Source organism: Nostoc cycadae WK-1 (assembly GCF_002897135.1).
In the GTDB taxonomy this organism is placed as follows: Bacteria; Cyanobacteriota; Cyanobacteriia; order Cyanobacteriales; family Nostocaceae; genus Nostoc_B.
The window spans coordinates 195,589-217,362 of the sequence record NZ_DF978431.1 but is presented as its reverse complement, the minus strand read 5'-3'; the positions used below and the strand labels follow the sequence as shown (position 1 = coordinate 217,362).

Genomic DNA, 21,774 nt, shown 5'->3' with positions numbered 1-21,774 from the left:
CTAAAGTGCTTGCTGTATAAGCTTAATAGCCTTTAAACCTCGCTGATAATATGCCCGCTTATTGCGAATCAAACCGACTAGTGCCTCGACCCATGCTTGACACCCTTGCCACGCAACTATCCAATTAAAACCATATAAACCTATCCAAAAGTTGCTGTGCCTTTTTTCAGTTTTACCTTGCTCTTGGGAGCGACAAACATAAGATTGTTGTCGTTGTAATTTAATTTTTTGACCTTGTATCCAAGCACTAGTCATTGCTAAAGCAATCAAAAAGATTAAACGTACAAGTCTATCAGGACTGGCTTGAGAGCTTTCCAAATTGTAGCCACCTGTTTTACAATCTTTGAACATAGCTTCAATCCCAAAACGTTGAGCATAGATTTTGAGAGCAGTATTGAAATCAGGCAAATTAGTTAATAAATACCAAGCTTCTTTATCTTGTTTACCTCTGTACTTCCTTTTCCAATAAACAGCCAAATTGAAACAACCAAACCCTTGCTTTTGAGTCACCTTAACATTTGTGTAAAATTGGTGGACACCAGGATAAATCTCAATGTTACTTAAAGGTTGAAATTTTTGCCTTTTCTCTCGAAAAGTCGTGTCCTTCTTTTGACGAAATACAAAACTGAGGTTCTGCTTGTGGAGCCATTGCGCTAGTTCGACGCTGTGAAATTCCCTGTCTCCAATAATTACTAATTTGTACTTTTTTAATAAGCGGATTACTGGACGTAATACTTTTTGCTGTTCTTCTAAGTTGCTACTACCCTCTTTCTCTAACAAGCACCAATATATTGGCCAAGCTCTCTTTTGGTAAATTACACTCACCATCAACACATTGTTTTCTTTCCACTGTGTTCTATCCATTGCAATGGTTAATTGTGACCCCTGTTTAAAATGTTGGTTAATTATTGCTTCAATAATCGGAAACCACAACAATACTACACTTAAGGCATTCAGTGTTAAAAACCTTTGTAAATGCCGTCTACGACTGTTTTGCTGTATAGGTAAAGGTAGCGTCGCTGCCAGTCTTTCTATCCTTACCTGCTTCTGATTTTGTAACAACCACACCAACATCTTCAGGGTGATTAACTGTGCTTTATTTAGGTATTTTTCTAAGAAGTTTTGGTAGAATGATGCCAGCATTATTATGACGGTCTTGGTCAAATTACGAGACCGTTCTTTTTTACCACGAAACCGCTCTCCATAGAAAAGTCTACTATCCCTATACAGTTCATTCTCAATAAGCACCCAAATTTTTTAAGGGGTTTGTAAGCCTAAAACCTTTATCTGGCTTGCTTTAGAGGCGATTGTCGCCCCTTGAACAAATCTTCATTCGATATTCCCATAGTTCATGGTCAGTAGGATAGCTGGCAGCATCGTACCATGACTACTTAACCTGAGCAGGATCAGTAAAGGGACAGGCAGTAAGCTGAAAATAAGATATTTCGCAGCACTTACTTTTATGTGCCTTGCCCTTTACCTATCTCACCCCCAATCCCTAGAGGTTCATTTCTTGGACAAAATTGGTGTAAACATTGCCTTGTAAAAACTGTTGGTTTTCCATAATTCTTTGATGAAAACCAATAGTTGTCGGCAGTCCAGTAATGGCACACTCCCGCAATGCACGTTTCATCCGATTAATTGCAGTTGCCCGATCTGGCCCCCAAACAATAAGCTTGCCAATTAAAGAATCGTAGTAGGGAGGAATCTGGTAATCGGTGTAAACGTGAGAATCAATCCGCACACCAGGGCCACCGGGAGGAAGATAACCGCTGATGCGTCCTGGGGCGGGACGGAAATCATGGTCTGGGTCTTCAGCATTAATCCGGCATTCGATCGCATGACCACGTAAAACTACTTGCTCTTGAGTCAGTTTCAGTCTTTCTCCTTGAGCAACTCGAATTTGTTCAGCCACTAAATCGACCCCAGTAATCATTTCTGTTACAGGATGCTCTACTTGAATTCGGGTGTTCATTTCCATAAAGTAGAACTTCCCAAACCGATCTAACAGAAACTCAATAGTGCCTGCTCCCGTGAAGTTGATAAACTGGGCAGCTTTAACAGCCGCTTGCCCCATTTTTTCCCGTAGGTCTGAGTCAAGTGCCGGACTAGGAGCTTCTTCTAGGAGTTTTTGGTTGCGGCGTTGAATGGAACAATCCCGTTCACCCAAGTGAATCACATTGCCGTAATTATCTGCCAAAATTTGAAATTCAATGTGCCGTGGACGTTCAATAAATTTTTCTATATAAACGCCAGAATTACCAAAGGCTGCACCAGCTTCTCCTTGAGCAGCTAAGAAAAGTTTGACAAATTCATCTTCAGAGCGTACTAAACGCATACCACGCCCACCACCACCAGCGGTCGCTTTGATCATCACTGGATAACCAATTTCTTTCGCCAGTGCTAATCCTTCTTGTTCAGACTCTACTAAACCATCGCTACCGGGTACTGTTGGCACTCCAGCTTTTTGCATGGTTTCTTTGGCTGTGGATTTATCGCCCATTAACCGAATAGCTTCCGGAGTCGGGCCAATAAAAGCAATATGATGATCAGCACAGATTTCGGCAAATTTGGCGTTCTCTGCCAAAAAGCCATAACCTGGATGAATAGCAGTGGCATTACGCGTCAAAGCGGCAGCAATTATATTGGGAATATTTAAATAACTTTTACCGCTGGCAGGCTCACCAATACAAACTGCTTCATCAGCAAGTTGAACATGGAGAGCGTTACGATCAACAGTGGAGTGAACCGCAACAGTCGCAATTCCCATTTCTTCACAGGCGCGGAGAATGCGAAGCGCGATTTCTCCCCGATTAGCAATTAATATTTTGTCAAACTTCATTTTGTAGCTTCGATATTGGTACCAGTAGATCGACATTTTCTCTTATCTGGTTTGCAACAGAGCTTTTACTTGGTTGCAAATGACGATCAGAGCTTTCTCAACATCATCCTGAGCAGTGTATATACACCCTTCGGAGTTTTACAAAGGGAAAGGACTGCCAAGGAGCCTCTACAGGTCTTAACCAGACTAACAGCATCACATCTGCTTATCTGTGCCAGTGTCCTAAACGAGGCTGTGGTTAAAAGTAGCTATACCCCTTTTAATATCACTTGTGGCGCTATTACATTTCTGTTAGTCTGATATCCGCCTTCGGGAAATTTGTGAATATGTTCACTTAAATTTTTGGTAAATTTTGCAAAATTAGATATTACCTTACTATAATCACTTTGTTGTGCTATATTAGTTCTTCAGTGAACTCTCGCGGATGTGGCGGAATTGGTATACGCGCACGCTTGAGGTGCGTGTGGCTTTGCCTTGCGAGTTCGAGTCTCGCCATCCGCATTTTTTAGTCAATGGTCATAAGTCAATAGTCAATAGTTAAGCAATGCCTAGCTACTGACTACAAGCTTTGAACTATTGACTTTTTTTGTGCTTTTATAGAGATAGATGAACTTTTGTAAATAAAATTGACTGCTATTTTTACTCTGACAAACAACTCAACAAAGCCAGCAGCATGGCATCGCCTGACTCCGATTTGGCAAGGGGGCGAGGAAATTATTCAAAAAAGTTTGCCTCACACGCAGTTAGCACCTACTTGGCAATTGCTCCTGTTAGGCGATGGTTCTCCGACTAGGCATTTAGAATTGCTGACAGGTGAGCCAACAGAAGTAGATGTCATTGATATGTCTTTAATTGGTATGGATTTAGATGATGCACCTGACTTAATTCAAGCTGTACCAGGGCCTAGATTGCGACGACAGGTGTGGTTGCGGACTGCTTCTGGTCAGAGGTTAGCTTATGCTACATCCTGGTGGGAAGCCAGCCATGTAGATGAGTATTTGCAAAACCGTTCATTGCCGATTTGGGCAAGTTTAGCGCGTCTCCGCACAGAATTGTATCGAGATGTGCGAGGTATTTACTACGGGGACTCAGCAGCGTTAGAGTCTGGCTTTGATGTGGAAGGGCCGTTTTGGGGTCGTCACTACTTGTTTTGGCATCATGGGCAACCGCTAACTTTGATTTATGAGGTTTTTTCACCTTACTTAACCAAGTATTTGGGGCCGATGCAGCTAAATGCTACTAATGGCAAAGTGTAAAATCAAGAAGCGATCGCCAAAATATCGCCAAGTGCTGATTATCCATTCAATTGCTTCCAGGCATTGACCTCAGCGACGGTCATTAAATCCTCACATTAAATAGGTAATCGAATATACCTGAGTTGAGGAAAAAATTAAATTTATCTAAAAATTAAATTCTGGCTCGATAGTTCATTTACTGCTATCTAGCCAATATAATTGTGATTTCAGCGCAAAAATATCGATAAATTGCCAAAATTTATGATTTGGTAATTTTAGTAAAAATAGTCATCACTAAGTTATATTTTCTATAATTTTTTCAGTTGGGTATTAACCCTATATTTTTAAATATTCAATACATAATAACTAAGTTGTGTAAGTAGTAAAAATTACAAATTACTGCTGACTTGCAGCTTTTTGCAGTTAGTTATATCCTCATAATGCTGAGAATCAAGTTTAAAACTTATGTAAAAAAATTGTCTGTTCAGAGTAACCTTAAAGAGTTATAGCGCATGATAGTCTGGGTTGCGCTGACTTAAGTCCTTCACCTAGATCATTGATTTTTAGGATCACAAGATAAATTTACCAGAGGGTTTAGCTCACGAAGATTGAGCGATAAAAAAACTTTTATGAGAAAGTTGCCTGCGAAATCGAGCAAAGCATGTTAAAAAGATAAACTAACAATAAAAATACTCCTTTTACAGCAAAATAGCTAAGGTTAATTACCGAAGTATCAGTAAAAGTTCAGGGTAGAGAAAATTGTGGAAAAACTGCCCAAAAGAATGGGAAAAGCTTAAGTTTACTTGATAAAACAAGTAAAAAGTCCGCAAGTTATGAGGTATTGGTTTCAATGGCGCTGCCTATTGTGTCTGTTCCCATGAAGAAAAAACAGAAACCGTCTCTGGCACTGACGCTCTCAGCTACTGGTTTATTAATTATTGGTGGCGGAGTAGCTTATCGGCTGTTCAGCCAGGGTCATTTATATTCGGGAAATTTATTAGTAGGTGCAAATATTATTCCTGGCGATGCTCTGTTTGCTGCTTCTCTGACTACAGATCCCAAACAATGGCAGAAATTACAGGATTTTGGCACAAAAGAATCGCAAGCAGAACTGAATAAAAATTTAATTCAGTTACGCGATCGCTTTCTGACCAATAATGGTTTTAACTTTGAACAAGATATCCAACCTTGGGTAGGTGAAGAAGTTACCTTCGCTATTTTAGCTCCTGAAACTAGTCAGCCTGCTCCTAAGCCTGTAGCTACTGATGGCGTTGCTAACAGTCAGCAGTCATTAGTTATGGTTTTGCCTGTCAAAAACCCAGAATTAGCCCAAAAAATATTGGCACAGCCCAAAGCGCTGAAAACAGGTAAATGGATTGACCGCACCTATCAGGGAATTCCCATTAAACAAAGCGAAGGGCAATTTGGCACAAACCTTTCCGCCACATTATTAGATCAACGCTTTTTGGTTATTACTGATAATCCTAAAGCCACAGAACGGGCAATTGATGCCTACAAAAATAAAACATCCTTAGCAACAGTCGGGAGTTTCGCCGAGAATTTCCCCAAAATTTCTGAGTCTCACTCTTTTGCTCAGTTTTATATCAACGTTCCAACAGCCGCGAAAATTGCGACTACGGCTCCTAATCGTCGATTACCTGCTCAAGTTTTGGCGCAACTGCAAAATAACCAAGGTTTGGCAGGGAATATTACTTTAGAAGCAGAAGGAGTACGCTTGAAGGGTGTTTCCTGGCTGAATCCTCAAAGTCAGCGCCTCCTCTCAATTGACAACACAGCAGGTAGTATGCAGCAGCGAATGCCAGCAGAAACCTTAATGATGTTATCTGGTAGTAACTTACAAAGATTGTGGGGAGATTACATCCTCACATCTCAGGGAAATCCCCTCTCGCCTGTATCTCCAGAACAATTGCGTAGTGGCGTAAAATCGCTAACTAATCTTGATTTGGAACGAGATTTACTCAGTTGGATGAAAGGCGAGTTTGCTGTTTCACTGATTCCTAACACATCAAAAAACGGCACCCCAGGAGATTTTAGAGCCGGATTGGTATTTATGATCAAAGCCAGCGATCGCAAATTAGCTGAAGCATCTCTACAAAAACTGGATGACGTTATTAAAAATCAATATCAATTCCAAATTCAACCAGGGACAGTCGCTAATCAACCTGTTGTCAACTGGATTGGGCCTTTTGGTACTTTAACAGCCAGCCACGGTTGGTTAGATAAAGATGTCGCTTTTTTAGTATTGGGCGCTCCTGTCACCGATAAAATTGTGCCTAAACCCAACAGCACACTAGCTAGTAATCTTGCTTATCAACATACTGTGCCGACAGAACTCAATCCGACAAATGGGGCATTTTTCCTGGATGTAGAACGGATGGTAAATAACTTTACCCTTAATACTTTATTTCCCAAACAAAAAACTTTTTTAGAAGCAACCCGTTCTATTGGCGTAACAACATCTGTGAGTGACAGTCGTAGTACTCGCTACGATGTATTTCTCTCTTTGAAAAAATCTCATAATTCAGCGATTTTACCTAACCCTGTGTCTAGTCCCAACATTAGTAGCTCAAAGTAAATTTTGTCCGTGGTATTAGTCACGTCAGTTTAGCAGTATCACACACATTAATTTATTCTATCTACCCTGAGTCTCTAATTAAACTCAAGTTAGGATCAAGATAGTTAGAATCGCAACTTTAAACAATAACGGTGGAGAATACTGTATGAATCTGGTTGTACTCCAGAACTGGCTAGACAACGCCGCATTTGCTGTGTTATTTCTCACCATGCTGGTTTACTGGGGAGGAGCAGCTTTTCCAAATCTGCCAGCACTGGCTGCTTTGGGAACAGCCGGAATGGCGATCGCTAATTTGTGCATCGCTACCCTTTTAGGCGCAAGATGGATAGAGGCAGGTTATTTTCCCTTGAGTAACTTGTACGAGTCGCTGTTCTTTTTGACTTGGGGGATTACAGCAGTCCATTTAATTGCGGAAAATGGTACTCGTAGCCGCTTGGTAGGAGTTTTTACTACACCTGTCGCAATGGGAATCACTGCCTTTGCTGCCCTAACCTTACCATCTACAATGCAAGCCGCAGAACCATTAGTACCAGCATTAAAGTCTAACTGGTTGATGATGCACGTCAGCGTGATGATGTTGAGCTACTCTGCTTTAATGGTAGGTTCAATATTAGCGATCGCTTTTCTGGTGGTGACACGCGGTCAAAATATCGAACTACAAGGCAGTTCAGTTGGTACTGGTGGCTACCGCACCAATGGTTATCGCTTACACAAAGCAGGTGAACTAGTAACTCAATCAGCAACACCTGTCGGTGAAAATAATGGTTCTGCTCATCGTTTTGAAAACAATACTAATAACGGCAACACCGCCGTTTTGAACTTGGTAACAGCAACCCCATCAGGAACCATAGAAACCGCAAAAGTTCTTTCACCCCAACGTCTCAGTCTGGCCGATACCCTAGACAATATTAGCTATCGCATCATTGGGTTAGGATTTCCCCTGCTGACAATTGGGATTATTGCTGGCGGTGTTTGGGCAAACGAAGCTTGGGGTTCTTACTGGAGTTGGGATCCTAAAGAAACCTGGGCATTAATTACTTGGTTAGTTTTTGCAGCTTACCTCCACGCTAGAATTACTCGCGGTTGGCAAGGTCGTCGCCCCGCAATTTTAGCTGCAAGTGGCTTTGTCGTCGTCTGGATTTGTTATCTTGGCGTGAATCTTTTAGGTAAAGGTTTACATTCTTACGGTTGGTTTTTTTAACAGCTTTAACCCCTCTCCACCAATGAAGAGGGGTTGTATTATTTTTAAATTCTTAATTACGAATTACGAACTAGAAATTACTAATTATTAATGATATGGACTCCCCTACACGCCAAAATTCATCGCACCATTAAATCGCGCCATTTATTTCAACATCATGAACGCCTATTAGTGGCTGTTTCTGGTGGACAAGATTCTCTATGCTTAATTAAATTACTATTAGATTTACAATCACAATGGTCATGGTATTTAGCTATTGCTCATTGCGATCATTGCTGGCGTGATGATTCCCAAGCCAATGCTCATCATGTAGAAAATTTGGCTAAAAATTGGGGTATAAATTTTTATTTAGAAACTGCTAAAGAACCCATAAATAGTGAAGCTACGGCGCGGAATTGGCGGTATCAAGCTTTAAATGCGATCGCCCAACAATACAATTATCAATATATAGTTACTGGACACACAGCCAGCGATCGCGCCGAAACTCTGCTTTACAATTTAATGCGTGGTACTGGTACTGATGGTTTACAAGCTTTAACTTGGCAACGTCCGTTATCGGAAAAAGTTATGTTAATACGTCCACTGTTAGAAATTACTCGTCAACAAACAGGGCAATTTTGCCATGATTTTCAATTACCTATTTGGGAAGATTCTACCAATCAAAATGTGAGGTACGCCCGCAACCGTATCCGCCAAGAATTAATTCCCTATTTACAAACAAACTTTAACCCCAAAGTAGAATCAGCTTTCGCCCAAACAGCAGAACTCCTGCAAGCAGATGTCGAGTATTTGGAACAAGCAGCCCAGCATTTACGAGAAAAAGCGATGATAGGAAGTGGGGATGAGCTAAAATTAAATCGTCAGGTATTACAACCAGCGCCATTAGCTTTACAACGCCGTGTGATGCGACAGATATTAATAGAAATTTTGCCTGACGCACCTAATTTTGAACATATTGAAAAATTAACCGCCTTAATTATCGCCCCGAATCGTTCACAAACTGATCCCTTTCCTGGTGGTGCGATCGCTCAAGTTCAAGATAACTGGATTATCATTAAGGAAAAGTCATTATAAAGTCTAAAATATTTTTCACACTTCATACTTCTAAGATGCTATTAACTCTGGCTGAGATATCAAATTTTGCAGAGTCTGACGCATCTCGCTAATAGTTTGTAGTTGATAATCACCCACTTCTTGCACTTGCGCTAGAGAATCATTAATTCCTTGTAACTTTTGTCGCAAACTATCCAAAGAATCTTGAATTGGTTGTAAGGCTTCTTGATATAAATTGACGCGCACCCAGCATTCAGCAGTTGCTGTTCGCAAAGACTGTAAATTTGCTTCTAGAGTTTTGATTTCTTGTTGCTTATTTTCTAAATCATGCGCTTGGTTATCAATCATTCCTTGGTCTAAATCAATCGCAGACCGCATTTGTTCAATGTCTTGTTCAAGTTTTTGTAGTTCCTGAGATTGTTGTTGCCGCTGACTATCAATTTGCAGCAAAATTGGGGCAAAATCAACTGTATTTTCTTCTTCGGTATTGGGAACAGGTTGTCCTTGTCTTCGGAGCAATATATTTTGGTGCTGCTTCAGAGCCTTATCACGCTGCAACAAACTACGGCGTTGACCTTCTAAAGTTTTGTTGAGCATTTGATAATGGTCTTTTTCATCCGCCAGTTCCATTTCCAAATTGATATGATCTTGGTCAGAAGCTTGACTAAGTTTTTTTTGGATTTCTTCTATATCTGCTTGCTTATATTGCAGTTCTTGTTCTTGTTCTTGGACAAAGCTAGAGTCTATTTCTAATTTTTTAATAAGGTCTTGAACTATTTTTTGGAGTTCATCTAAAGGCATTTTTTCTAATGCTTCTAAATCAACTTTCTGTCCAGAAATATCACCAGCACTAGCAGATAAATAATTAATTTTTTGATATAAATCGTCTTGATGTTGCAACTGTTCTTTAACTAGTCGAGCAGATTCTTGCTTACTAGTAATAGTTGCCTGATTAATTTTTAATTGAGTAGTTTGCTGCTCTATAAAATTATATGCTTGTTGCCATTCATTTTGGCGATCGCCTAAACTTTGTGCAAGACGCTCAACTTCTTCTTGTTGTTGCGTTGCTAAAGTTTTTTGCTGCTCTAACTTTTCCCAGTGCGGATTTAAAGTTGCTTGCTGCTGTTCGATTAATTCAAAAGCTAAATGCAAATGTTCTCTGACTGTTTCAGTTGGCGCAACACGACTAGATAAGCGATTTAATAACTCGCTCATCACCCGACTTTGCTCTTCATCTAAAACATTACCTTGTTGTGCCTCTGCTTGTCGCTCTTCTAAACGCCGCTGTTCACCGCGCAAATGCTCCCAAGCACCTTCTAATTCTTGGCGGTTACGCTCAATTTCCGCTTGCAACTTTTCAATTTCCTCGCGGGATGAGTCAACTTCTTGTTTTTGCTCATCCAGACGTTGACAATCGTCTTCCATTTGTTGCAGCTGTTCTAAGCGTGCTTCCATTTCCATTTCTCGGCGATTCATTTCTTGCGCCTGAAATGTTAGTGACTGTTTCCACTGATCAATTTCATCTTCTTTCAGTTTAAATTTTTCTAGCTGACGAGAAAAATTTTGCAAGATGTTGACTAATGGCCGTCCTGCTTCTTGAATCCGCTGCACTTGGCGATTTGGATTCAGTTCTACTAACACTAATGCACCGTCATTTAATTTACTGGCTTCTTCAGCAGTGATCACCTCTTCCGACACAGTACTCCAATTCTGGTCGGTTCGCTGACAAGCGAGCAGTTTCAGTTCGGTTTTAGAACCACCACTAAGTAAGCCGCCCTTCTGCTTTTGTACTTCTGCTAAATACAGCACACCGTTCGTCCTTTTGCGTACTTAATGTCCGTGTTTTGAGATATATCTAAGATAATTCTGTGAGTTTGTCTTAATTTCACCGTGGTGTAGGAAAAAAATCCAGACAGAACTATCTATAGGCGTAAAATTTCACGCCGAAATATTTATAGAAGCGATTGAGTCGCGCCTTTATATTCTGTACTGGTGATAGTGATCATGACTTCCGTGTTATCACTAACTTTATCAAGCTGTATTACGAAAATTTACGGTTTATAGCTAAATGTATCTCCTGATAGACATTATTTGTTGGAGAAATAAGATGGCGAAGACGTGGAGGTAATAATTTACTTTACTTATGAGAAATATGGAGAAAATTACTGGGCAAACTTAAGTCAAGAATATAACAAGGAGTTGCGTTGCGCTAAATGCAGGGAAATTTAAATGAAATTGATATTCGCAGTATTTTGCAATTGATTGCTTTAGGTCAGAGAACTGGACAACTTTTAGTAGAAGCTGGCTTTCACAAGCAAGATAATCTCAGCCAGGATGAGACTCTCAGACATCGCCATAGTAAAAATAGCAGAAAAAAATCTTGGTTTGTCTTTTTTCTCAATGGTCAAATTATCTATTGCCAAGCTGGTGAGAGTAATTTATCGCGTATTGATGATTATTTGCGCCATTATCGCATCGACACCGGACTTGAGCAAAAGCAACATACTTCACTAGCCACCCAAAATGTCCCAGAGTATGGCTATTTGTGGACACTGCTAGAGCGAAGTATCATCAGTCCCAAGATAGCTCATAGTATTATTCACCGTTTAGTGCAAGAAACATTATTTGATTTATTGAGTTTACACCAAGGTAGTTTCACTTTTCGTCAAGGAGCAGCCTTGGCACCACAATTAACTAGTTTAGAAATTGCGCCTCTAGTTGCCAGAATCACTCAACAAGTCCAAGAATGGAAGCGCCTATATCCGCAAATTCAGTCTCCCGAACAACTACCCGTGTTAGCTGACACAACAGAGCTACGCTCCTCATTACCAGAGGCAACAGTAAATAAGCTACAGCATTGGGCTGATGGTAAAACATCCCTCAGGCAACTGTCGCGTTATTTAAATCGAGATTTATTGACAGTTGCTAAGGCAATATATCCTTATGTACTACAAGGTTGGTTGCAACTAGTAGATTCAGCGACAACTAATTCCAAAACATTCATCCCAGAGTTGGGAGGAGAAGAAAACCATCGCCCACGGATAGTTTGTATTGATGATACAACCACGATTTGTGAGGCTGTTGAGTCGATTTTAAAGTTACATGGTTATGAAGCGATCACGCTGACTCAACCCTTAGAAGCTCTTGGTTTGCTATTTCAACTACGACCTGATTTAATTTTGTGCGACATTGCCATGCCGGAACTAGATGGTTATGAAATTTGCAATATGCTGCGCCATTCCACCGCATTTCGGTTAGTGCCGATTATTATGCTGACTGGTAAAGATGGCTTTATTGATCGAGTCAGAGCCAGGATGGTTGGGGCAACAGATTATTTAACCAAACCATTTGATGATTCCGAATTACTCATGCTTGTGGAGAAATATGTTAATTACAAGTCTTTTATGGGAACACCAAAGAAATAGAAGACTTGTTGATTCCATAAAAGATCGGGTAAAAAATGTTATCACAGAATCAACTAACCCCATGCCCAATTATTATCTAGTCAATTAGTGAAATAATAGCATAAATTTATACAAGTAATTTTAACGGGGAGTCAGGGAATGTTCCAAATGGGAACGTCTACATCAGGAGGTAGATAGGCATTTATGAGTACAGTTCTGATTGTGGAAGACAGTCTCGCACAAAGGGAGATGATTATTGACCTCCTGAAAGCCACTGGTTTAACAGTCACATACGCCAGTGACGGAGTAGAAGCGTTGGAGGCCATTCAAAGCGCTCCTCCAGACTTGGTGGTATTGGATATTGTCATGCCACGAATGAACGGCTACGAAGTTTGCCGTCGGTTAAAATCTGACCCAAAAACCCAAAATGTCCCAGTAGTTATGTGTTCTTCTAAAGGTGAAGAATTTGACCGCTACTGGGGGATGAAACAGGGTGCGGATGCTTATATAGCCAAACCGTTTCAGCCGACGGAGTTGGTAGGAACAGTCAAACAACTCCTGCGAGGATAAGGATGAAAATAACATGGTCAGCAAACCGGACTTTTTGAGTGGCAGTGGACAAGACCACTTTCGGCCTGAATTACAAGTAGAAAGTCCTGAAGGTGAGTTACATTTACGTTTTTATATTCCCTCGCATCAGGAGTTTGCCCTACCAGCTACTGGTATCCGAGAAGTCTTGGAATTAAGTCCTGATAGAATTACCCCGATTCCTAATGCTTCTCCTTTACTTTTGGGTACTCTAAATTTACGAGGTCGAGTAATTTGGGTAGCTGATTTAGGTCAATTTCTTGGCGAAGGAACGGCGCTAAATACGGATAGAGCAGAAATTCCCGTAATTGCGATCGAGGAGCAGGAAACAATAGTCGGTTTAGCAGTGGAAGAAGTCGGCGGTATGGATTGGCTAGATGTACAACATCTGATGCCACCAACAAATCTACCAGATACGATGGCTCCCTTTTTGCGTGGTGAGTGGTTATTAGGTGCTAAAAACAACCAGTGTCTAAGATTGCTTGATCAAACGGCGATTGTGCGGAGTGCAAGGTGGGCAGGATGATATTGGGAGGGAGCAAATGGCAGCAACAATAGATGATTATCTCGAAACATATCAGCAGGCTTGTACAGCCTACGCAGAACAAGACTATGAATTCGCTGCTACCTTAGTCGATCAGGTAGTAGAAAATGTACCAGATGACCCCAACTGCCATTTGTTAAGGGGTCACGTCTACTACGTTTTGCAACAGTACGATATTGCCAAAGCAGAATATCAACAAGTATTGCAGTTGACTGATGAACCAGAAATTATCAGTTTTGCCAAAAATGGTCTAGAGAATATCCATCAATATTTACAGCCTCTAGAAGAAGCTATACCGCTGGAAATTGATCAGTCAATCAATTTTGCCAGTATCGCTGATTCCTCAGAACTTGATACAGCAGACTTACAAGATTTAGGAGCTTTTGCTAACTTAGATAGCCAAAGCTTTGATTTAAGCAGTTTTGAAGAATCTCAGTCATCTTTAAACCCATTTGATGTTCCCACAGACAGCATTGTTATGAACAAAACGGTTGAAGAATCTCCATCTTTAATGGCTGATCCTTTTGCCGTGAATCAAGATGAAAATAGTTCTGATCTGCATAGCAATCCACAGGAAGAAATCGCCTTAGATTTACCAGCTTTTTGGCAAGAAGATATTTCAGGAATCAATTTAGATGATTCAGGAATCACAAATAGCCCCTTTGATAGTGGGACAACTTCGAGTCAAGCAAGTTCACCCTTTGATAGCAATAGCGTTGATTCTCCTTTTGCACCAGTTGATTTATTAACGAGTAATATTTTAGATACTTCATCTGAACCTTTATTAACAGAACAGTATGCAGAGCCAAACATAGCAAGTTTTGATTTAAAAATGGGTATTCTGGATGAAACTTTACCCAAATCACCAGAAGATATCCTGAATGTGGACGCAAAAACCAATCAAGATAATGTATTCGCGGCTAAACCAAGTAATTGGTTAGAAAAAATAGAATTTCCTGATAATTCTGAAACTACCAACTCATCTGTTAATGATGATTTTTCTTTGCAAAACTCTCCTTTAAAAGCTGGCACAACTTTAGACACTAACTCTTTTGATGGTGATGATAATTTTGATTTTGAAGCGTTTGAGTCTGCTTTTGGCTCAGATGAATTCAAAACTGATGAAGATACAAACGGTCTGCTCAGTAGTGAAAATTCTAAAAGTAATATCGAATTTTTAGATGATTTTGATGAATTTGACGACCTCGGTAATATTCCTGGATTTGACTTAGCAGACTCAGATGTGAGCTTTGGCGATGTGGCACTATCTGGGCCGCTAGAAGCTCATAGTAGTCCTCGCAGTAAATTTACTGAAACGGCTGTTAATAATGTTAATAATGGCAGTAGCGATCGCGATGAAGAACTATTCACCATTACTGGTTCTCAAGAAGCCGTACCGATATTTACCCAAACTGATGTCTCAAAGCTAGAGCCTGTTGCCAGTGTTGAGCAAGGCTGGTTAGCACCATTGGAAAATGCTTCTTTAGATATGAAGCCTTTTTTGGTAGCTGGGACTGTGGGTATTTTCTCGGCAATGGTTGTTGCTATTGTGAGCTTTGGCGCGACTTCCTTTTCGCCACCGCAACAGCGAGAATCCATCCGCAACACTGGCTGGGCTATGTCTCTCGCCGCTGGGATTTCGGGATTTGCCACTGCTGCTTTTATGGGCAATCTCACTCTCAAGCAAATTCGCCGCACAACTAAGGATTTGCAAAATCAGTTTGATGCTGTCCGCCAAGGCAATCTCAATGTCCAAGCTACAGTCTATTCCGAGGATGAATTAGGGCTGTTATCCACCGGCTTTAACGAAATGGCGCGGGTAATTTTTACAACTACCAATGAAGCCCAACGCAAAGCCGATGAACAAGAAGAAGCCAAGGAAAATCTACAACGGCAAGTAATTCGCTTGTTGGACGACGTAGAAGGGGCAGCCAGAGGTGATTTGACAGTGCAAGCTGAGGTGACAGCCGACGTATTGGGAGCCGTTGCTGATGCCTTTAACCTGACAATTCAAAACCTGCGCGATATTGTCCAACAGGTAAAAGTAGCAGCGCGGGAAGTAACCAAAGGCGCGACAAATTCCGAAACCTTTGCCAGAGCCTTATCCAGTGATGCTTTACGCCAAGCTGAAGAGTTAGCTGTCACCTTAAATTCTGTGCAAGTGATGACAGACTCGATTCAGAGGGTAGCTGAAGCCGCGCGGGAAGCTGAAACTGTTGCCCGTGATGCTAGTAGCATTGCGCTCAAAGGTGGGGAAGCCGTAGAAAACACCGTAGCTGGGATTTTAGAAATTCGGGAAACTGTGGCGGAAACCACCCGCAAAGTGAAACGGTTGGCAGAATCTTCCCAAGAAATTTCTAAGATTGTGGCGTTAATTTCCCAAATTGCTTCTCGTACCAACTTACTCGCACTCAACGCCAGTATTGAGGCGGCGCGGGCGGGCGAAGCGGGAAGAGGGTTTGCAATTGTTGCGGATGAAGTGCGCCAGTTAGCCGACAAATCTGCCAAATCCTTAAAGGAAATTGAACAGATTGTGATGCAAATCCAAAGTGAAACCGGCTCAGTTATGACCGCAATGGAAGAAGGCACACAACAGGTAATTAAAGGCACAAAACTAGCAGAAGAAGCCAAGCGATCGCTGGAAAATATTATTCAAGTGGCGAATCGCATTGATATTCTTGTGCGTTCAATTACCAGCGATACCGTAGAACAGACAGAAACTTCCCGTGCTGTCGCTCAAGTTATGCAATCAGTAGAACTCACAGCCCAAGAAACCTCCCAAGAAGCACAGCGAGTTTCTGGCGCACTCCAAAACTTAGTAGGTGTGTCCCGTGACTTAATCGCTTCCGTTGAGCGTTTCCGCGTGGATACCTTGGAATCGAAGTAAAAAGGCAAAAGTAAAAAGGCAAAAGTAAAAAGAAATGTCTACTTTTGTGCTTTGTCTTTTACCTTTTAATTTGCCCTTGCCTTTTCTTTTACCTTTTAACTTTTACCTTTTAACTTGTGACTATGCTGCCGGAACAACAACAGCGGATTTTGGGTTACTTTATCGAAGAAGCGCGAGACCACCTGAACACAATTGAGCAGGGGTTATTGGATCTTCAAGGTACTTTGAACGACCCGGAAATGATCAATGAAGTTTTTCGGGCAGCCCACTCCATTAAAGGCGGCGCGGCTATGCTGGGCCTAACTAGTATCCAGCACACGGCTCATCGTCTAGAAGATTGCTTTAAAGTCCTCAAAGAGCATCCAGTTCGGATTGATGAAAAGTTAGAATCATTGTTTCTGGGTGTAGCGGATACTCTCAAAGCTTTATTAGAACATTTAAGCGGCCCCTACGGACTGTCAGAAGAAGCGGCCAACACTTTGATGTCGGAAGCTGAACCTGTATTTAAATGGCTGATTGATCATCTAGACTCTTTAGTACAAAAAGGTCACAATGGCGTAGCAGATGATAGTCATACAGTCATACAATCGCCCCAAACAGAAAGCGTAAGTTCACTCACAGAGATTTTCTGGCGGACGGATACTTCTACACCAGTAGAAGACACTCAAGTTTCATCTCCAGCAATACCCACACCAGTGGCCGCCCAAGAAAATACTTGGAGCGAGTTTCAAAATCAGGTGCTGCAAGCTCTACGACAAATGTTGCAACTGTTTAAGCAACAAGCGACAGCAGAATCACGCCAAAATCTTCAGCAATGTTGTCGCCAGTTGGAGAAACTTGGACAAAGATGGAATTTGCCGAATTGGTCTAGTTTATGTCAAGCCGCCGCAAATGCGATCTGTAATAGTGAAAATACTTATCTTACCCTAGCTAAAATTGTCATTACTGAAATTAAACAAGCTCAGGAATTAGTGCTTCAAGGTAGAGATGCTGAGATTACAATTAGTCAGCAATTAGAAGCACTCCTGAGTTTTCCCGAACTGGAATTTGATTTATTTGATAATGAACTAGTTACGGAGATAGAAAACCAAGCTGTCAACATCACCACAACTAATGAGGAAGTTTCTCTCATTGCTAGTGTAGAACCTACAGATAGTGTTATTAGCTTGGCGGATATTAATGAGCAACTGAATCCAGATAGTGCGATCGCAATTAATCATCCGAGTGAAAATGTAGCTAATTCTCTATTTAGTGATGGAGAAGATGTGTCATTCACGATTGGTCAAATTGACCATCACGGGCCAGAGGTAGCATTAGCAGACTTAAATACTTTAGCTGATTTATTTGAAGGGGAAACGCCAGAATTAGATGAAACTTGGCAACAAGAAGAAATTCTGGATATTACTGCTGTTAGTAACTTGGGAATAGATATTACCCAAGATACTACAGAAGATAATGATAGTGATTTGGCAGATTTTCTGTCTCTGGATGAAGAACTACGTACTGATGAGCCAAATGTCAATCTCAGCACTACAGAAGAACTTGGACTGTTATTTGGCGATAATTTTTTAGAAAAAGACTCTTCCGAACCAGAAATTACGAATGCACCTCAATTATCTTCGCCTAACGTCAATAACCAAGATGTAGATGACCTATTAACGCTGACCCTAGATGATCATCAACTACCAATGGTGAGCGAAGTAGCTCAACCAGCAACTGAGGCGATGCCGAGTACTGGATTATCTGTCTCCCAACAAAGCATTTTAGATGAATTATTCCTCGAAAATTCGGCAACAACTCTTTCAGAAGTCAATCATTTTGACAATGCAGAACTTCAGTTGTCAATTTCTGAACCTAACTCTTTGTCTTTAGACGGTTTATTTGCTGAAGGTGAAGAAAATACACTCATACCCACACAAGATTCAGGAATTGGGGATTTATTTGATAGTTCACCTACAATAGCCACAAATTTAGCTCAGACAGAAGATGATTTGAGTAATTTCTGGGAGTCCCCCGCAGACGCAGAATTACAGTCAGAATTTGATAATATCTTAGAAGAAGATGTCACCAAAGCTTTAGAAGAAAGTTTATTTGCAGCGGCGGCTTCTGGGGAAATTTTTGGGGATATGCAGGATGCTAGTTCCTCGAATATAGAAGATTATCGAGATGATTTTGAGCTAACTTTCCTCCAGCCAGAATTAGATTTTGAGTCAGATAGTGAAAATGATTTATTTGGGGAATTAAAAGCTCCTGTTTTTAGCGATCGCGATGTTTCTTCACCAGAAATTCGCAATTTTGCCCAAGCACCAGAGGCATTAGATTTCACTCCCGAATTTACTTACCAGTCGCCGGAAGCTGCTGCGGTTGATGCCCAAGCTTTTGGGGAAGTAGAACTCAATCTTTTTGATGATCTAGATTCAGAATTTGCCAAAGATGAACCGATGGCTTTAGCTGATTTAGAGCCAAAAATTCATGGCACGTATATTCAGCTAGACAGTTCCGATAATCCAGCTTTTGATTTGTTTGGAGATATTAGCCTTCCAGGAACGTCTGAAACTCAGGGAGATGTGAATGAACCCGTAGTCAATGAAGATGTAGACTTGAGTTTACTAGATGAGTTATTAGCCACAGACATCAGCCAACCAAATACGGATTTAGAGCAGTTACTTGCAGATACAGAAATTATTGAGTTTTCCCAACTTCCAAATTTTGACAATTTACTCAATGATTTATTAGTTGTCAATTATCAGGAAAAAACTGATAATTCCGAACCAATAGTTAGCGATGATTTTGATTTATTTTCCACGGCAGATACAGATGAGATATCATCCAGTACTGAAGAGTCAGGATTAAAACTAGAAGTTTATGAAAATATTAATCAGACTGTTGCTGTTGATGTTTTAAGAGAAACAGCAGAATCTCCAGAATTATTATTAGAAATCAGTGAGACATCATCAGATACACCAATTACTGAAGCAGAAAGTGTTACTGTTAAATTTCCCGAATCATCCACAGAAGAAACAAAGATAATATCTGAAGATGAAAATGACTTTGCTGATTTAGAAGCATTATTAGGTGAAGAACTACCAAGTGATGCTGGTGCGATCGCTTCGGAAGATTTTGCAGCGTTGGAAGCTTTATTAGGTGGAGATAACCATGATGAAATCCCTCCCCAGACCACAATTCACCATAATTACATCTCAGAATCTCCCACCACAGCCAGTAACCACTTTGTTAGCGAAACGCCTGCATCACCAAAACTCGAAGATGAATTTAGTGATTTAGAAAAACTACTGGCGGAAGCAGATAACACAATCGCTCACACATCGCCAATCAAATCCAACAATAATAAAGCGCCTCGTCCAACAAATCGACGGAACGCCAGATTTGAAGAAACAATGAAAGTGCCAGTCAAACAACTGGACGATATGAGCAATTTAGTCGGGGAATTGGTAGTCAATCGCAACACTTTAGAGCAGGATCATGAACGGCTAAGACAATCATTAGATAACTTGCTAATTCAAGTGCAACAGCTGTCAGATGTGGGCGCGAGAATGCAAGAATTATATGAGCGATCGCTTTTAGAAGCTTCTCTACTGGCCAGTCGTACCAAAAAAGAAACGCCAATCTTCTCGCCAGAACCTGATACAGACAGAGGTTTTAGCGAACTAGAAATGGATCGGTTTACCCCGTTCCACACATTGTCTCAAGAAATGATTGAATTGATTGTGCGAGTACGGGAGTCAGCGAGTGACATTGACTTTGTGACTGAAGAAACTGAACGTGTGGCGAGACAATTCCGTCAAGTCACAACTCAATTGCAAGAAGGTTTAACCCGCGCTCGGATGGTGCCGTTTTCTCAGGCGATTGACCGCTTGCGGCGCGGTGTGCGGGATAACGCGATTAAATGCGGTAAACAAGTAGAGTTGGTGATTGAAGGTAGCGATACCTTAATTGACAAGATGATTTTAGATCATCTCACCGATCCATTGACGCACATGTTGAATAATGCGATCGCGCATGGAATTGAAACCCCAGAAGAACGCCAAGCTGCGGGTAAAACACCTGTGGGAGAAATTACCATCCGCGCCTTCCACCAAGGAAACCAAACAGTCATTTCTGTGGGTGATGACGGTGCAGGTATCGACCCAGAAAAAGTCAAAGTTAAGGCCGTTAAGGTCGGGATGATTACCAAAGAACAAGCCAGAACAATCTCCCGTATGGAAGTTTATGATTTGCTGTTCCAGCCTGGGTTTAGTATCAAAGATAAAGCTGATGAAATTTCTGGTCGTGGTGTTGGGATGGATGTAGTGCGTTCCGAGATTAGTGAAATTCGCGGAACTGTCAATACAGATTCGGCAATTGGTAAAGGCACAACATTCACTATTCGTTTACCACTCACCTTAAGTATTTGTAAAGCCCTCTGCTGCGTCTCCGATAAAGCCCGAATTGCCTTCCCAATGGATGGGGTGGAAGATACTTTAGACATCCCCGCCAAAAATATTCAACATAATGCTGATGGGCAAACATTTATTTCTTGGCGTGATACAGTCTTGCCATTCCGACCTCTCAAAGATTTGTTATCCTTCAATCGCCAGTTGAGTCGCGGTAATGTTTACGGTGGTACTAGGGATGATGATACAGTTTCTGTTGTAGTGGTGCGATCGGGCAATACTTTAATTGCTCTACAAATTGACTTAGTACTCAGCGAACAAGAAATTGTCATTAAGCAATTTGAAGGGCCAGCGCCTAAACCCATCGGTGTAGCTGGTGCTACGGTGCTAGGGGATGGTCGGATTATGCCAATCGCTGACGTGTTGGAAATTATCGATATCTTCCAAGGACGGATGTCTAAACATAGCGGTGGTACTCCTTGGCAACAAAAAACTCCACCTACTGTTATAGAAGTTCAGGCTGAGAAAATTGATCCAACTGTGCTGATTGTTGATGACTCAATTACAGTTAGAGAATTGTTATCTTTGACCTTTAATAAATCAGGCTATCGCGTTGAACAGGCGCGTGATGGTCAAGAAGCTTGGGATAAACTACGCTCTGGACTACCTTGCGATATTGTATTCTGCGATATTGAAATGCCCCGTTGCGATGGACTGGAGTTATTATCACGCATTCAAAAAGATTCCAGCCTGAATCACTTACCTATCGCTATGCTCACCTCGCGTGGTGCAGACAAACATAGACAAATGGCAATTCAGCTTGGCGCTAGTGGTTACTTTACTAAGCCTTATCTCGAAGAAGCCTTACTCGAAGCTGCTGTGAGGATGTTGAAGGGTGAGAAGTTAGTCAGCAATAATGGTTAGGAAGTGCTGAGTAAAAACCTATACCATTTTAAATTTTAGATTTTGCGGAAAGTTGCGTGGGCGGGTTCCCCGACTTGAGCAAACTTTTCAAGACGATTTTGGATTG

Annotated in this window: 12 protein-coding genes and 1 tRNA gene; 10 read left to right on the top strand and 3 right to left on the bottom strand. The window is 41.2% G+C overall.

The window, feature by feature from the left end:
* Positions 1-1,143, bottom strand: a complete 1,143-nt coding sequence (locus NCWK1_RS17335) for an IS4 family transposase (RefSeq protein WP_103124467.1) — start codon at positions 1,141-1,143, stop codon at positions 1-3.
* Positions 1,144-1,498: 355 nt separating this feature from the next.
* Positions 1,499-2,842, bottom strand: coding sequence for an acetyl-CoA carboxylase biotin carboxylase subunit (gene accC / locus NCWK1_RS17330; protein ID WP_103125563.1), 1,344 nt, complete (start codon positions 2,840-2,842; stop codon positions 1,499-1,501).
* A 420-nt stretch (positions 2,843-3,262) separates the two neighbouring features.
* Here accC and NCWK1_RS17325 point away from each other — a divergent pair.
* From NCWK1_RS17325 to tilS, 5 genes are all read left to right on the top strand, one after another.
* Positions 3,263-3,343 (top strand) — tRNA-Leu (locus NCWK1_RS17325).
* 125 nt (positions 3,344-3,468) lie between these two features.
* On the top strand, positions 3,469-4,098 hold the full coding sequence (locus tag NCWK1_RS17320) for a chorismate lyase (protein WP_096583791.1): 630 nt from the start codon (positions 3,469-3,471) through the stop codon (positions 4,096-4,098).
* An 829-nt stretch (positions 4,099-4,927) separates the two neighbouring features.
* Complete coding sequence (locus tag NCWK1_RS17315) at positions 4,928-6,673, top strand: DUF3352 domain-containing protein (RefSeq protein WP_096583793.1); 1,746 nt, start codon at positions 4,928-4,930, stop codon at positions 6,671-6,673.
* Positions 6,674-6,818: 145 nt separating this feature from the next.
* The gene (ccsB, locus tag NCWK1_RS17310) at positions 6,819-7,874 is read left to right on the top strand and encodes a c-type cytochrome biogenesis protein CcsB (RefSeq protein ID WP_103125562.1); all 1,056 of its coding nucleotides are present in this window, start codon (positions 6,819-6,821) and stop codon (positions 7,872-7,874) included.
* 90 nt (positions 7,875-7,964) lie between these two features.
* Positions 7,965-8,948 carry a tRNA lysidine(34) synthetase TilS gene (gene tilS / locus NCWK1_RS17305; protein ID WP_103125561.1) on the top strand — a complete coding sequence of 328 codons (984 nt, stop codon included), beginning with the start codon at positions 7,965-7,967 and terminating at the stop codon, positions 8,946-8,948.
* 30 nt (positions 8,949-8,978) lie between these two features.
* On the opposite strand, the gene hmpF is transcribed toward tilS, so the two are convergent.
* Positions 8,979-10,736 carry a pilus motility taxis protein HmpF gene (hmpF, locus tag NCWK1_RS17300; RefSeq protein ID WP_103125560.1) on the bottom strand — a complete coding sequence of 586 codons (1,758 nt, stop codon included), beginning with the start codon at positions 10,734-10,736 and terminating at the stop codon, positions 8,979-8,981.
* Between the two features lie 404 nt (positions 10,737-11,140).
* Here hmpF and NCWK1_RS17295 point away from each other — a divergent pair, with 404 nt between their 5' ends.
* The 5 genes from NCWK1_RS17295 to NCWK1_RS17275 all read left to right on the top strand — a co-directional run bounded on the left by NCWK1_RS17295 (position 11,141) and on the right by NCWK1_RS17275 (position 21,668).
* Positions 11,141-12,352 carry a response regulator gene (locus NCWK1_RS17295; protein ID WP_103125559.1) on the top strand — a complete coding sequence of 404 codons (1,212 nt, stop codon included), beginning with the start codon at positions 11,141-11,143 and terminating at the stop codon, positions 12,350-12,352.
* 183 nt (positions 12,353-12,535) lie between these two features.
* Positions 12,536-12,901 carry a response regulator transcription factor gene (locus tag NCWK1_RS17290; protein ID WP_015112466.1) on the top strand — a complete coding sequence of 122 codons (366 nt, stop codon included), beginning with the start codon at positions 12,536-12,538 and terminating at the stop codon, positions 12,899-12,901.
* A 13-nt stretch (positions 12,902-12,914) separates the two neighbouring features.
* Complete coding sequence (locus NCWK1_RS17285) at positions 12,915-13,445, top strand: chemotaxis protein CheW (protein WP_015112465.1); 531 nt, start codon at positions 12,915-12,917, stop codon at positions 13,443-13,445.
* Between the two features lie 16 nt (positions 13,446-13,461).
* A complete protein-coding gene (locus NCWK1_RS17280) occupies positions 13,462-16,350 on the top strand; it encodes a methyl-accepting chemotaxis protein (RefSeq protein ID WP_096583803.1) in 2,889 nt (962 codons plus the stop codon).
* A 122-nt stretch (positions 16,351-16,472) separates the two neighbouring features.
* Complete coding sequence (locus NCWK1_RS17275; protein WP_103125558.1) at positions 16,473-21,668, top strand: hybrid sensor histidine kinase/response regulator; 5,196 nt, start codon at positions 16,473-16,475, stop codon at positions 21,666-21,668.
* Positions 21,669-21,774 lie beyond the last annotated feature (106 nt).

Excerpts from the sequence above, each read along its gene's own strand:
- NCWK1_RS17285 (WP_015112465.1), top strand. The coding sequence starts at position 12,915 with ATGGTCAGCAAACCGGACTTTTTGAGTGGCAGTGGACAAGACCACTTT.
- NCWK1_RS17335 (WP_103124467.1), bottom strand. The coding sequence starts at position 1,143 with ATGCTGGCATCATTCTACCAAAACTTCTTAGAAAAATACCTAAATAAA.
- NCWK1_RS17315 (WP_096583793.1), top strand. The coding sequence starts at position 4,928 with ATGGCGCTGCCTATTGTGTCTGTTCCCATGAAGAAAAAACAGAAACCG.
- NCWK1_RS17280 (WP_096583803.1), top strand. The coding sequence starts at position 13,462 with ATGGCAGCAACAATAGATGATTATCTCGAAACATATCAGCAGGCTTGT.
- accC (WP_103125563.1), bottom strand. The coding sequence starts at position 2,842 with ATGAAGTTTGACAAAATATTAATTGCTAATCGGGGAGAAATCGCGCTT.
- tilS (WP_103125561.1), top strand. The coding sequence starts at position 7,965 with ATGATATGGACTCCCCTACACGCCAAAATTCATCGCACCATTAAATCG.
- ccsB (WP_103125562.1), top strand. The coding sequence starts at position 6,819 with ATGAATCTGGTTGTACTCCAGAACTGGCTAGACAACGCCGCATTTGCT.
- NCWK1_RS17290 (WP_015112466.1), top strand. The coding sequence starts at position 12,536 with ATGAGTACAGTTCTGATTGTGGAAGACAGTCTCGCACAAAGGGAGATG.
- NCWK1_RS17275 (WP_103125558.1), top strand. The coding sequence starts at position 16,473 with ATGCTGCCGGAACAACAACAGCGGATTTTGGGTTACTTTATCGAAGAA.
- NCWK1_RS17295 (WP_103125559.1), top strand. The coding sequence starts at position 11,141 with ATGCAGGGAAATTTAAATGAAATTGATATTCGCAGTATTTTGCAATTG.